Source organism: Pseudomonas sp. HP_08, from assembly GCF_055284095.1.
In genome coordinates this window covers 165,489-179,832 of sequence record NZ_JBTOQC010000008.1, presented here as the reverse complement: position 1 = coordinate 179,832, position 14,344 = coordinate 165,489, and the positions used below count along the sequence as shown (strand labels likewise).

The 14,344-nt window shown below is 61.8% G+C and carries 5 protein-coding genes and 1 pseudogene; 2 read left to right on the top strand and 4 right to left on the bottom strand.

Annotation, left to right across the window (positions count from 1 at the left end; all coding sequences use genetic code 11):
• Window positions 1–5,013 (top strand): annotated as a pseudogene (locus ACYAS9_RS09410) (hypothetical protein); the annotation flags it as partial.
• Window positions 5,014–5,094: 81 nt separating this feature from the next.
• Window positions 5,095–6,921: an O-linked N-acetylglucosamine transferase, SPINDLY family protein gene (locus tag ACYAS9_RS09405; protein WP_463568026.1), complete on the top strand. Its 1,827-nt coding sequence runs from the start codon at window positions 5,095–5,097 to the stop codon at window positions 6,919–6,921.
• 907 nt (window positions 6,922–7,828) lie between these two features.
• On the opposite strand, the gene ACYAS9_RS09400 is transcribed toward ACYAS9_RS09405, so the two are convergent.
• The 4 genes from ACYAS9_RS09400 to ACYAS9_RS09385 all read right to left on the bottom strand — a co-directional run bounded on the left by ACYAS9_RS09400 (window position 7,829) and on the right by ACYAS9_RS09385 (window position 14,103).
• Complete coding sequence (locus ACYAS9_RS09400) at window positions 7,829–9,154, bottom strand: TolC family outer membrane protein (protein WP_463568025.1); 1,326 nt, start codon at window positions 9,152–9,154, stop codon at window positions 7,829–7,831.
• Window positions 9,151–10,485, bottom strand: a complete 1,335-nt coding sequence (locus tag ACYAS9_RS09395) for an HlyD family type I secretion periplasmic adaptor subunit (RefSeq protein ID WP_463568024.1) — start codon at window positions 10,483–10,485, stop codon at window positions 9,151–9,153. The genes ACYAS9_RS09400 and ACYAS9_RS09395 overlap by 4 nt, the downstream gene beginning before the upstream one ends.
• A gap of 7 nt (window positions 10,486–10,492) precedes the next feature.
• Window positions 10,493–12,247: a type I secretion system permease/ATPase gene (locus ACYAS9_RS09390; protein WP_463568023.1), complete on the bottom strand. Its 1,755-nt coding sequence runs from the start codon at window positions 12,245–12,247 to the stop codon at window positions 10,493–10,495.
• A gap of 245 nt (window positions 12,248–12,492) precedes the next feature.
• Complete coding sequence (locus ACYAS9_RS09385; RefSeq protein ID WP_463568022.1) at window positions 12,493–14,103, bottom strand: alpha/beta fold hydrolase; 1,611 nt, start codon at window positions 14,101–14,103, stop codon at window positions 12,493–12,495.
• Window positions 14,104–14,344 lie beyond the last annotated feature (241 nt).

Sequence of the window (14,344 nt, the reverse complement as noted above, 5' to 3'; positions counted from 1 at the left end):
GTCGCTGCTCTCAAGCCGACGCAAATCGCTGCGCTGGAAACGGCTGACGTCGCTGCACTGACCACCGCTCAAGTGGTCGCGCTGACCACCGCACAAGTGGGTGCACTGAAAACCAACCAGATCGCTGCCCTGACCACCGCTCAGGTTGCGGCTCTGGAAACAGCCGATATCGCAGCCTTGCCGGTCACCAGCATTGCCGCGCTGACCACCGCACAAACCGCCGCACTGACTACCGCTCAAGTCGTCGCGCTGACCACCGCTCAAGCCGCCGCCTTGAAAGCGACCCAGGTCGCTGCCCTGACCACCGCTCAAGTGGCTGCGCTGCAAACGGCTGATCTGGCAGCCCTGACCACCACGGCCGTCGCTGCATTGACGACCGCTCAGGCCGCTGCATTGACCACCGCTCAGGTCGCTGCCCTGACCGTGGCCCAGGTTGCAGCTCTGCCGACCGCTGATGTCGCTGCCCTGACCACCGATCAGGTCGTGGCATTGACCACCGCTCAGGTCGCAGGCCTGACGACTGCTCAAGTCACTAACCTGACCACCGCTCAAGTCGCTGCGCTGCAAACTGCAGATCTCGCCTCGCTGACCACGGCAGGTATCGTCGCCCTGACCACCGGCCAGGTCGCCGCACTCACCACCACTCAGGTCGCAGCCCTCACCGCGACTCAGGTCGCCGCGCTGGAAACTGCAGATGTTGCTGCCCTGACCACCGCTCAGGTCGTAGCACTGACCACCACTCAAGTGGGTGCACTGAAAACCAACCAGATCGCGGCTCTGACCACTGCTCAGGTCGCTGCTCTGGAAACGGCCGATATCGCGGCCTTGCCGGTCACCAGCGTTGCCGCGCTGACCACCGCACAAACCGCCGCACTGACGACTGCTCAGGTCGTCGCGCTGACCACCGCACAAGCCGCCGCCTTGAAAGCGACCCAGGTCGCTGCACTGACCACCGCTCAAGTCGCTGCGCTGCAAACGGCTGATCTGGCAGCCCTGACCACCACGGCCGTCGCTGCATTGACGACCGCTCAGGCCGCTGCATTGACCACCGCTCAGGTCGCCGCCCTGACCGTAGCCCAGCTCGCTGCGCTGCCGACCGCCGATGTCGCTGCATTGACCACCGACCAGGTCGTTGCGCTGACCACTGCCCAAGCAGCAGCGTTGACTACCGCTCAAGTGGCCAACCTGACCACCGCTCAAGTGGCGGCGCTGCAGACAGCGGACCTTGCGTCGTTGACGACGGCTCAAGTGGTGGCATTGACCACCGCCCAGGTCGCCAACCTGACCACCACTCAAGTGGCCGCACTCAAGCCCACCCAGATCGCGGCCTTGCAGACCGTTGACCTGGCAGCCCTGACCACGGCGCAAATCGTCGCCCTGACCACCGGTCAAGTCGCCGCCCTGACCACCGCACAAGTGGCCGCTCTGACCACGGCCCAGTTGGTTGCCCTGGAAACCGCTGATCTTGCAGCTCTGCCGGTTTCCAGTGTGGCCGCGCTGACCACCGCTCAAGCGGCAGCGTTGACCACCGCCCAGATCGTCGCCCTGACCACCGCGCAGGTCGCAGGCCTGACCACCGCTCAAGTGGCTGCACTGACCACCGCTCAGGTCGTTGCACTGCAAACAGCTGATCTTGCCTCGCTGACCACCGCCGGTATCGTCGCGCTGACCACTGCACAAGTGGCTGCACTGACCACCGCCCAGGTTGCCGCACTGACCGTAGGCCAGATCGCCGCCTTGCAAACCGTGGACGCCGCCGCGCTGACCACCGATCAGATCGTCGCCCTGACCACCGCTCAGGCAGCTGCCCTGACCACCGCTCAAGTGGCCAACCTGACCACCGCTCAAGTGGCTGCGCTGCAAACTGCAGATCTTGCGTCCTTGACCACCGCCGGTATCGTCGCGCTGACCACTGCACAAGTGGCCAACCTGACCACCGCTCAAGTGGCCGCACTCAAGCCTGCCCAGATCGCTGCGCTGCAAACCGTTGATGTGGCGGCCCTGACCACGGCGCAGATCGTCGCCCTGACCACCGGTCAAGTTGCCTCGCTGACCACGGCTCAGGTCGCTGCCCTGACGACCGCTCAAGTGGTCGCCCTGGAAACCGCTGATATTGCCGCCTTGCCGGTGACCAGTGTGGCTGCGCTGACCACCGCACAAGCGGCCGCGTTGACCACTGACCAGATCGTCGCCCTGACCACCGCGCAGGTCGCTGGCCTGACCACTGCACAAGTGGCCAACCTGACCACCGCTCAGGTCGCCGCCCTGCAAACGGCTGACATCGCTTCGCTGACCACTGCCGGCATCGTCGCACTGACCACCGCCCAGGTCGCTGCACTGACTACCGCTCAGATCGCGGCGCTCAAGCCGACTCAGATCGCTGCTCTGCAAACTGTGGATGCCGCGGCTCTGACCACCGACCAGATCGTCGCCCTGACCACCGCTCAAGCGGCTGCGCTGACCACCGCTCAAGTGGCCAACCTGACGACTGCCCAGGTCGCTGCGCTGCAAACTGCAGACCTTGCGTCCCTGACCACCGCTGGTATCGTCGCGCTGACCACTGCTCAAGTGGCCAACCTGACCACCGCTCAGGTCGCAGCGCTCAAGCCGACACAAATTGCCGCGCTGGAAACGGCAGATGTTGTCGCGCTGACCACCGCTCAGGTCGTCGCACTGACCACCGGCCAGGTAGCGGCACTGAAAACCAACCAGATCGCGGCCCTGACCACCGCTCAAGTCGTTGCCCTTGAAACGGCCGACATTGCAGCCTTGCCAGTAGCCAGCGTTGCTGCGTTGACCACCACTCAGGTCGTGGCCCTGACCACCGGCCAGATCGCTGCACTGACCACCGCTCAGGTCGCTGGTTTGACCACTGCTCAAGTGGCCAATCTGACCACCACGCAAGTGGCTGCACTGGAAACGGCGGATATTGCGTCCTTGACCACTGCCGGCATCGTCGCGCTGACCACTGCTCAAGTCGCTGCATTGACGACTGCTCAGGTCGCAGCGCTCAAGCCAGCTCAGGTTGCGGCTCTGCAAACTGTGGACCTGGCTGCGTTGACCACCGCTCAGGTTGTCGCGCTGACCACCGCACAGGTTGCCGCGCTGACGACCGCTCAGGTCGCCGCCTTGACCACCGCACAGATTGTCGCGATTGAAACGGCCGACATTGCTGCCTTGCCAGTCACCAGCATTGCTGCGCTGACCACCGCACAGGCTGCGGCGTTGACCACCGACCAGATCGTGGCCTTGACCACCGCACAGGCCGGTGCGCTGAAATCTGCACAGGTCGCAGCCCTGACCACCGCTCAGGTTGCCGCTCTGCAAACCGCCGATCTGGCCTCTCTGACCACAGCAGCTATCGCGGGCCTGACCACGGCGCAAACCGTGGCCCTGACCACCGCTCAAGTGGCCAACCTGACCGCCGCTCAGATCGCCGCCCTGCCAACGGCCGATGTCGCTGCATTGACCACCGGCCAAGTGGTAGCGTTGACCACCACCCAGGTTGCAGGCCTGACCACCGCTCAAGTGGCTAACCTGACCACCGGGCAGATCGTGGCGCTGGAAACCGCTGATGTGGCCGCTCTGACCACTGCTGGCATCGTTGCGCTGACCACCGGCCAGGTCGCAGCCTTGACCACCACCCAGATCGCTGCACTCAAGCCGACTCAGATCGCTGCCCTGCAAACCGTAGACGCAGCCGCCCTGACCACGGCTCAGATCGTTGCCCTGACCACCGAGCAGGTGTCTTCACTGACCACCGCGCAAGTGGCCAACCTGACCACCGCGCAGATTGTCGCTCTGGAAAACACCGACATCGCCGCCTTGACCAGCGCCCAGTTGGTGGCTCTGACCACAGGTCAAGTCGCAGCGCTGACCACCGCGCAGATTGCTGCCCTGACCACTGATCAGATCAGCGCGCTGGAAACGGCGGATATTGCCGCCCTGACCACCGCGCAGATCGTGGCGATCGAGACGGCCGACCTGGCGTCGCTGACCACCACTCAAGTGGTTGCTCTGACTACCGCACAAGCGGCGGCACTGACCACTGACCAACTGTCGCACCTGAAAATGACCCAGGTCGATGCCTTCACCACACCGCAGCTGCAAGCCATGACCGCCGCCCAGATCGATGCGCTGGCCTTGTCCACGCCGCTGGTTCTGGACCTCAACGGTGACGGCGTGCAGACCACGCACCTGGTGGCCGGCACGCGCTTTGACCTCAATGCCGACGGCCATAAGGAAGCCACCGGCTGGACCGCCGGCGGCGACGGCCTGCTGGTTCTGGACGTCAATGGCGATGGCAAGGTCAACGATGGTTCCGAGCTGTTCGGTTCCTCGTTCCGCCTGGCTGACGGTTCGCTGGCCAAAGACGGCTTCGAAGCCCTCAAGAGCCTGGACAGCAACAACGACGGTGTGGTGAACGCCGCCGACCACCTGTTCGGCGCCCTGCAGGTCTGGGTCGACAGCAACAACGATGGCATCAGCGACGCGGGCGAGCTGCACAGCCTGAAAGACCTGGGTATCACCCAGTTCAATCTGGAAGCGGCCACCACCACCGAGCTGAACCACGGCAACCTGATCGGGCTGCACAGCAGCTTCGAAACCAGCGATGGCCAGTCGCACACCATTGCTGACGTGTGGTTCCGCACCGATGCCAATGGCGGCGAGTCCATCGACCTGACCCAGCTGGATGTCTCGGTCGTAGGGGCTCATACCCTGGGCGCCATCGACCTGGCAGCCGACAACGGCGCCACCACGTCGCTGACCCTGGATGCCAACGCGGTCAGCCAGCTTGGCCAGGCCGGTCAGGTGGATCTGGGTAACGGTGCCGCAGCGCCGGTGCAGATGATCATCAACGGTGACCAGAACGACACCGTGCATATCCAGGGCAGCGCAGGCGAATGGCAAGCCGCTGGCACCGCAACGGTCGATGGCACGAGCTACAACGTGTTCAACGACGGTGACGTGCAAGTACTGGTCGCCACCGATGTTCACACTTGGATTAGCTGATATTCAGTGTTAAACCTTTGATAGACCTTGATACCGGGCTCGCAAGAGTCCGGTATTTTTTTATGTGCGGAGCCTTCACTCATGCTGACCGGGAATCTTGATAGTCCAGACCTCAATGAGGTGCTGGCCAGCGCCTTGCAACAGGCCGAGCGTGTTGCGCTGGAGCCGATGCAACTGCTGCAGGTCGCTGACCGGCTGCTGACCGCGCAGCGCCCGGCCGATGTCGCGACGCTGTATCAGCGCTGGCTTGCGCACTGCTATTCGGCGGTCAATTACATTATTCAGTTCAACCTGGGCGTCACGCTGTCCAACCTCGGGCGGGTGGCAGAAGCCGAACAGGCGTATCGCGCGGCGATTGCGCAAAACCCTGAATTTGCGCAGGCCTGGTTCAACCTGGGCACGCTGCTGGAGCGTCAGCTCAAGCCGCAGGAAGCGCTGGCCACCTGGCAATCGATGCTCGACAACAAGCTGGTCGACGCGCAGCAGAGCCAGGACCTGTACCTGTTGACCTGCAATAACCTCGGCCGCTTGCTGGAAGAAACCCGCCAGTTGCAGCCCGCCGAGGCGATTCTGCACACCAGTTTGCTGGCCGCACCGGCCCAGCCCAAGGTCATTCAGCACTGGGTGCATTTGCGCCAGAAGCAGTGCGTATGGCCGGTGTACGACGCGCCTGTAGGCCTGACGCGCGGCGATCTGCTCAAGGCATCTTCGCCTTTGGCCTTGCTCGCCGGCAGCGATGACCCCGGCCTGCAACTGGCCGCCGCGATGCATTTCGTCAAAGAGCGGGTCAATGTGCGGGTGCCGGCCCTGAGCACCGCGCAGGGTTATGGTCACCAGAAACTGCGCATCGGCTTTTTGTCGTCAGACTTCTGCCTGCATGCCGTGTCGCTGTTGACGGTCGAGCTGTTCGAGCTGATCGATCGGGAACGCTTTGAGGTCTATGGCTTCTGCTGGAGCCGCGAGGACGGTTCGCCCCTGCGCGCCCGGGTAAAGCAGGCCATGGACCACTTTGTGTTGATCGGCGGCATGAATGACGCCACCGCCGCGCAGTGCATCCGTAACCACGAGATCGACATCCTGATCGACCTGCACGGCCTGACCTCCGGCGCACGCGCGGACATCGTGGCGTACAAACCTGCACCGGTGCAGATGACATACCTGGGCTTCCCCGGTACCACCGGCCTGCCGGGCATCGACTACGTGATCGCCGACCGCTACCTGATCCCCGACAGCGAAAAACCCTATTACAGCGAGACGCCGCTGTACCTGGACAAAATCTACCAGTGCAGCGACCGACAACGCCCGGTGGCCGAGCTGCCGACCCGCGCCCAGTGCGGTTTGCCGGACGATCGCTTCGTGTTTTGCTCGTTCAACAACAACTACAAATTCAACGAAGAAGTGTTCGACTGCTGGATGCGCATTCTCAAGCGCGCCCCCGACAGCCTGCTGTGGCTGTTGGCCGACAACAGCTGGGCGCAGAACAACCTGTGCGCCAGAGCCGAGCAGCAAGGCATCGACCCGGCCCGCTTGCTGTTTGCGCCGCGGGTCGCGCCGCCGGAATACCTGGCCCGCTATACCGCAGCGGACCTGTTCCTGGATGCCTACCCGTTCAACGCCGGCACCACCGCCAACGACGCGCTGTGGATGGGCCTGCCGGTGCTCACCCGCTCGGGCCGCACCTTCGCCTCGCGCATGGCCGGCAGCCTGCTGACCGCGCTGGACCTGCCGGAACTGATCACCACCACCCTGGCCGACTACGAAGAACGCGCCGTGCAACTGGCGACCCAGGCCGATCTGCTGCCGGGGCTGCGTCAGCGCCTGGTGCAGGCGCGCGATACATCACCGCTGTTCGATTCACCGGGGTTTGTGCGCGATTTCGAAGCGGCGATCAGCCGTGTGGCGTTGTAGAAAGCACGTTATTGACCGGTGCGCGCAGCGCAGGACGGGTCATAGTTGAGCGCTATGAAGTTTGACTATTTCCCGGACCGACTCAGGACGACTCCTGTAGCTCCCGGTCAGCCATAAAGTCGTTATCGCGCAGCAAACCCGCGCCCCGTAGGAGCGAGCGCTAGCTCGCGAAGGCTGAGGTGCAGTCACCGCAAATGTGCTGATTTCACTGGCCCTTTCGCGAGCTGCACTCACTCCTACGCAATGTGTGTCGTGCTCAGTATCAAGGCCAGCCCAAAACCCGTAGGAGCGAGCGCCAGCTCGCGAAGGCTGAGGTGCAGTCACCGCAAATGTGCTGATTTCACTAGACCTTTCGCGAGCTGCGCTCACTCCTACGTAACTTGTGTCGTACTCAGTATCAAGGCCAGCCCAACACCCGTAGGAGCGAGCGCCAGCTCGCGAAGGCTGAGGTGCAGTCACCGCAAATGTACTGATTTCACTGGCCCTTTCGCGAGCTGCGCTCACTCCTACGCAATGTGTGTCGTGCTCAGTATCAAGGCCAGCCCAACACCCGTAGGAGCGAGCGCCAGCTCGCGAATGCGAAGGTGCAGTCACTGCAAATGTGCTGATTTCACTGGCCCTTTCGCGAGCTGCGCTCACTCCTACGCAATGTATGTCGTGCTCAGTATCAAGGCCAGAATGCGCGAAGCCTTGAAGGCTGACGCGCATTTGGCTTGAGAACACAGTTGCTACGAATGCGATTAATCAGAGAGTTCTGCGTTGCATTTGATGAGCGCGCGCTAGCCCGCGACAGGCTGCGTTAGTGGTCGTCAATTTTCAGCGTTTCCGAGAGTTTTCGAGCACTGGCGCACTCGGTCGCGGTGGTCCGGCATTCCGGCAAGCGCGCTCCTGTAAGGACCACGCCGGGCTAAAACAGCCCCTGCACCTTTTCCAGTTTGCTGCGGGTCATCTGGCCGGTGCGGGTGTGCAGGTTGACGTAGCTTTGCAGCACCGCCAGACGGGTGTCGAGCAGGTCGCGGCGGGCCGAGAACAGGCGTTGTTGTGCGTCCAGAATGTCGAGGGTCGAGCGCACGCCGGCCTGGTAGCCTTTTTCGGCGGAGGTCAATGCGATCTGGCTGGAACGCACGGCGGTGATCAGTGCCCTGATCTTTTCAAAGCCCGCCACCACGCCCAGATAGTTGGCCTCAACGTCTTCGGTCAGTTGCTGCAGTTGCGAGTCATAACTGGAGCGAGCGCTTTCCAGGGCTGAGCGGGCCTTTTCCGAGGAGGCGTTGACGCCGCCGCCCTGATAGATCGGAATATCGACCACCACGCCAACGTAGTAGGTCGACTGACGCTGGGACAGTTCGTTGATGTCGCTCTGGTCGACCCGCGCCACACGGCCACTCAGGGCGACGGTGGGGTAATGCGCGGACTTCTGCAGCTTCAGGTTGGCCTCGGCGACCTTGATCGTGGCCCGGCTGACACCCAGTTCGGCAGCGGCCTGATCGGCCTTGAGCATCCAGTAGTCGAGGTCTTCTTCGGGGGCCAGCAAGGCGCTGGCCGGCGACGGTTCCTGCATGGGCTGGATGTCGCTCACGGCAATGCCGGCACGGCCCGAGAGTTTGCGCAACGCGGCGCGGCGCCGGGCCTGCGCCTCGATTTCCTGGGCCTTGATCGCGTCCAGTCGTGCCTGGGCTTCTTCCAGGTCGGTAATGGTGCCCTCACCCGCCTCGAACAGGCGCTTTGACTGCTTGGCCAGTCCCTCGATCGAGGCCTTTTGCTGAGAGGTCAGCTTCAGTTCGTTTTCGACCTGCGCCACATCGAAATAGGCCTGCACCACCCGGTCGTACAGCGCTTGTCCGGCGTTGTCATGCTGAAACTCACCGAGCCGGGCGCGGGCCTTGGCCTGTTCATAGGCGGCCCAGCGGCCCTTGTCGAACAGCGGCTGGCTGACGGTCAGGGCAATGCTGTCGGAGGCAAACTGGTCTTCACCGCTGTTGGCCGCCGATTGCTTGTTGAATTTGCCGCCATGGCCGTAGCGCGAGTTGATCGCCACTTGCGGCAGCAGGCCGCTGCGGCCGATGGCTTCTTCCTGGCGCGAGGCCTCGTAGTCATGGTTGGCGACCTGGTAGGCCGCATCGTTGAGACGGGAGGCGTCGTACAGCGCAACCAGCGACAAGGAATCATCGGCGGCCAGCAGACGGCACGAGCACAGCAGCGTAAGCAGAGCGACAGGGATGCGCACGGTCATTCCTCCTTGAAGGCGCCGGCCATGCGCTCGGCGATCGGCTGCATAAGGTAGTTGGCCAGGGTGCGCTCGCCAGTCTTGACCAGCACTTCAGCCTGCATGCCCGGTTTGATGTCCAGGCCCAGGTCGTGCAGTTCTTCGACCTGCTCAGGGTTGACCGAGACCTCTACCGAGAAATACGGCGAGTTGGTGTGCTCGTCGATCAACTGGTCGGGCGACACGGTGGTGACCTTGCCGACGATGACCGGGGTGTGCACGCGCTGCAACGAGCCAAAGCGCAGGTCAACGACCAGCCCGGGTTTGAGCCGGTCGGCCATCATCGGCGGGAATTGCGCCTTGACCACCCAGCTGGAGCCTTGCGGGACGATGTCCATCAGCTTTTGCCCGGCCTGGGCAATACCGCCGACGGTGTGCACGGCAAGGCTCATCACTTGACCGGTGACCGGGGCAACCACGGCGGCGCTGTTGACCTCGAATTCCAGCGACTTGATCTGGTCGGCCAGGCTTGAGCTCTGGGCCGACACTTGGGTCAGTTGCGACTCGGCATCGCTGCGAAACAGCTGGCCTTGCTGCAGGACCTTGAGCTTGCTTTCGTTGAGCCCTTGGCGGGTACGGCCGATGTCGGAAATCGTCGAGGCCAGTTGCGCGCTCAGTTGGGCGGCATTGCTCTCGGCTTCGAACAGGCGGTTACGCGGCAGATAGCCTTCGCGGGCCAGTTCGCGCAGGCCCTTGAGTTCCTGCTGCTGAAACTGCAGCTGCGCCGAGTGGTTGCGCTTGATTTCTTCGTAGCCGGCGAGTTGTTCGTTCAGCGAGGCGATTTCATGCTGGTTGATCTGCAAGCGGCTGGCCAGCTCTGCGCGCCGGGTGGCGAACAGGTAGCCTTGCAGTTCCATGGAGGCCTTGGCCCGCGGGTCGTCGGCGCGGGCCAGCAAATCGGCGGACCACTGAATACGGTCGCGGTCCAGGCGCTCGGCCATCAGCCGCTCTTCGACGGCCCGTGCGCTCAACCACTGGCCCATGGCAACGTCGAGCTGCGATTTGGTCTGCACGGTGTTGAGCTGCATGACCACCTGGCCTTGCTGCACCTGGTCGCCTTCACGCACCAGAATCCGGTCGATCATGCCGCCGCTGCGCGACTGCACGGTTTTGCGCTCGCCGGCCACCACCACAGAACCTGGCCCGACCACACCACGATCAAGCGGGGCAAAGCCGGCCCAGAGAAAAAAACCGCCCAGGCCCAGCAGCAAGCACCAGACGCCAATACGGGCAATCTTGGTGGCATCGGCATCGGGCGTCGAGACCGGGGTCGACAGGTCGTTCTGACTGGCTTGCATGGATGCCTCAGGCTTTTTGATTGCTGGCTTCAGGGTTGCTGGCTTCAGGGCTGGCACTGGCCACTGCGGCTTTCGGGGCCGACGACGGAACCAGGGTCTTGAGCACCTGGTCGCGCGGACCAAACAGTTGCTGAACGCCTTCCTTGAGGAACAACAGCTTGTCGACCACGCCCAGAATGTTCGGCCGGTGGGTCACCAGCACCACGGTGCTGCCTTTGTCCTTGAGCTTGCGCACCGCCTGCACCAGTGCGGCTTCGCCCGCTTCATCGAGGTTGGAATTGGGCTCGTCGAGTACCACCAGCGAAGGCGCGTCGTAAAGCGCACGGGCCAGGCCGATGCGTTGTTTCTGGCCGCCCGACAAGCCCAGCCCGCCGCTGCCCAGCATCGCGTCGTAGCCTTTTGGAAAGTGCAGGATCATTTCGTGGATGCCGGCCATCTGCGCCGCTTCAATGACTTTCCCGGAGTCCACCGCGCCGAAACGGGCGATGTTTTCAGCGATGGTGCCGTCGAACAGCTCAATGTCCTGCGGCAGATAGCCCAGATGCGGGCCCAGTGCCTCGCGCGACCATTGGCTGACTTCAGCGTTGTCCAGGCGCACCGAGCCATGGTTCGCCGGCCAGATGCCGACCATGGCCCGCGCCAGGGACGACTTGCCCGAAGCACTGGGACCAATGATCGCCAGCACTTCGCCTTTCGCCAGCTTGAAGGTCACGCCATTGACCGCCGGGCGTTGCATGCCGGGCGGGGTGATGACCAGCTTGTCGATGCTCAGGGCACCGGTCGGTGCCGGCAGCGGCATGCGCGGCGTGTCCTTGGGAAACTCGTTGAGCAACCGGTTGAGGCGTTCATAGCTGCTCTTGGCATTGCCCATTTGCTTCCATGAACCGATCAGCGCCTCGGCCGGCGCCATGGCCCGCCCCAGCAGCACCGACACCGCAATCATGACGCCGGCGGAAATCTGGTTCTCGATCACCAGCACCGCGCCCAGGCCCAGGGCCAGGGATTGCCAGGTCATGCGGATAAACCGTGAAATCGCGGCAATCCGCGAGCTACGGTCGCTGGCTTCGCCCTGTTCGTTGATGACCCGCTGCTGAACGTTGTACCAGCGGCGGCGCAACGGCTGGAGCATGCCCATCGCCTGAATGACTTCGGCGTTTTGCAGGGTGCCGTTCACATAGCTGGAAGAGGCCACCGACAAGCGGTTGGCTTCACTCATGCTCTTGCGCGTGGTCAGCTCGTTCCAGATCGCCAGCCCCGCGAGGATCAGTGAGCCGACGACGGTAAAGACCCCGAGCAAGGGATGGAACAGAAAAGTGGCAATCACATAGATCGGCAACCACGGTGCGTCGAACAGCGCAATCAACGCCGGACCGGTAACGAACTGCCGAATGCTGTTCAGGTCGCTCAGCACCTGGGCCGGGTTGGCACTGTGTTCCTTGAGGCTGCGCTGGAAGGCGGCGTCGAAGACCCGCTCGCCCAGTTGGGTGTCCAGGCCGGCGCTCATCTTGATCATGACCTGACCACGCACCCACTCCAGGGCGCAGCTGAGCGCGAAGAAGATCAGCAGGATCAGGCTGAGCATCAGCAGCGTGGTTTCGTTACGGCTGGTCAGGACGCGATCGAAGACCTGCATCATATAAACAGAAGGAACCAGCATCAGCAGGTTGATGACCCCGCTGAACAGGGCCAGCACCCCGAAAAGACGACGATAACGCAGCAGTGCTGCGTCGATATCTCGCTTGGGATCGAAAAAGAATCGCATAGAGTCCAGGAGATAAAATCACGATAGGAAAAGGACAGTAGCCCGCCAGACGCCGCCGCAGGCTTGAAGCCGGCGATGCTAGCACTTTGGCAGACGAACTGCTCAGGGCCTGTCCATACACCTATTTAATCGGCTTGGCCGACCTGATCTTGAACCTGTTTTGCTGAAGGCGATGAGCAGTCCATGAACGTTGCAACACTTGAACCGCCTTGAAAAACATAACGGGAAACAGACGAATCCTTGAATCAGTCTGGTGCAGTGCACGTCGAGAGGCGTTCAGGTTTTTTGCCATACGCCAGGTATTGCCCGACATGCCGGTTTACACAGTCGCTGCTATCGGTAAAAGAAACGCCATGCCGGTTGACGCCTTTGAGCAGTGTCATATGGGCATTGGGCAAGCTTTCGAAAGCCTTGAAAGCACCGCTTGTTGGCGTCTGATCGTCGTATTCGGCCTGCACCATCAACAGGCTATCAACCTGCGCCAGCGCTTGAAGGGGAACTGCAGAGTGCGCTTTACCGCTCCAGCCGGCGCAATGCCTGGCATGAAAGACGCTGCCGCCAACCGGGTATCGGGTTGCATATATATCTTCTTTGCGGGTCCAGAATGCTTCGTCAGAGGAGGGTGAGTCATTGCACAAAACGTTACTGCGCACAGAGTCAGCCGGCGACAACTTCAATGGACCGAGGGCAATACCATTCCATTGGGGTGGATTTCGCATGGCCGCCACTAGCGTCGTAAACGCATCTTTTGCCGATTGATCGACCGTTGTGTCGAGGCTGAACCGGTGGGTTTGTGCTTTCGCTTGCAGTTCGGCGTCTTGCAGGTCTGGCGAACTCTCCAGCCAGTCGTTGAGTACTTGCGCGGCAAGGAAATAGGACGGTGAGCTATAAAAGTCGTTGTCAGAACGCAAGGCGACACGGATTTGAGGCAGTAGCGTCAGAAAGGATTGGCGTATAGCGTCTGGATCTTTACCCAGTGCGTAAGCCTGCGGGTTGCTGGCAATATGCTGCGCAACGAAGCGGGTGAAGACACGTTCTTTTTCTGGAGCGGTGCTCAAACTGGCTTTCTGGAGCGTCGAGGTCCAGTCAACACTGGAGTCCAGCACCATCCGCCCTACCTGTGCGGGGAACAGGCCGGCATACCAGGCTCCCAGCCAGGTACCGTAAGAGTTGCCAAAATAGTTGAGCTTTTTTTCATTGAAGATAATGCGCACGAATTCCATGTCTCGTGCCGTTTGATCGGTGTTGATGTAAGGCGACAACCGTTGGCTGGCACAGCCTCGGGCCAGCACTCCAGTGTTATGTCGTATGGCTTTGAGGTTGGCAGCGCTACGGTCTTCGGTTATGTCGTTTTGAGCGACGATCGACTCATCGGACTGGCAGACCAGTTGTGACCCTGGTGTGCTGCCCTGCCCACGTGGCGTAATGCCAATCACGTCATAGGTATCGATCAGATGTCGATAGGCCGCGCCTTCGGACCTGTCACCGTATCCCTTCCATATTGAGACCAGGAAGACTGTGAACACGTCATTGCCATTCGCGCCGGGGCCTCCGGGATTGGTGAATATTGCACCTTCTTTTTGTTCTGGCCGCTTGGCAGTGACGCGGGTGATATCCAGGTCGAGAGTCCCAAGCTCAGGATTCAGGTGATCCAGCGGCACGGTGACGATGCCACACTGGGTCCTGGAAACGACCTGAGAATCCAGTCCGGCAACAGGCAGTCCTTCGCATTGGGCCAACCACTTGATACCCCGCTCAGGTGGCGAGCTGGAAGCGCAGGCGCCGACGCTCAACAAACTGATCACACACAGGCTGCGCCACATCGCCCGATGATTGATTACAGTGTAAATCGTCATATTTACCCTTGCAGACGGCACTTGAAGTCTGCCGATTATTGCAAGGGCGTTCGGTTTGAAATGTAGGAACTATCCAATTATTCACCATGAATAATCGACGCTTGCTCAGGCTGTCTGATGTTCCGGGCAAGAGCTGTGCAAACCGAAACATCTCCTATCGACTACAAATTCCGGCTATGGGTTTTGTGTGGTATCGCCGCAGCACGTGACGGCTAATTCTAGCTATCTTGATAGCTATATA

What these genes read in the sequence shown, in the direction of transcription:
- ACYAS9_RS09400 (WP_463568025.1), bottom strand. Translation starts at nt 9,154, where the DNA reads ATGACCGTGCGCATCCCTGTCGCTCTGCTTACGCTGCTGTGCTCGTGC.
- ACYAS9_RS09385 (WP_463568022.1), bottom strand. Translation starts at nt 14,103, where the DNA reads ATGACGATTTACACTGTAATCAATCATCGGGCGATGTGGCGCAGCCTG.
- ACYAS9_RS09405 (WP_463568026.1), top strand. Translation starts at nt 5,095, where the DNA reads ATGCTGACCGGGAATCTTGATAGTCCAGACCTCAATGAGGTGCTGGCC.
- ACYAS9_RS09390 (WP_463568023.1), bottom strand. Translation starts at nt 12,247, where the DNA reads ATGCGATTCTTTTTCGATCCCAAGCGAGATATCGACGCAGCACTGCTG.
- ACYAS9_RS09395 (WP_463568024.1), bottom strand. Translation starts at nt 10,485, where the DNA reads ATGCAAGCCAGTCAGAACGACCTGTCGACCCCGGTCTCGACGCCCGAT.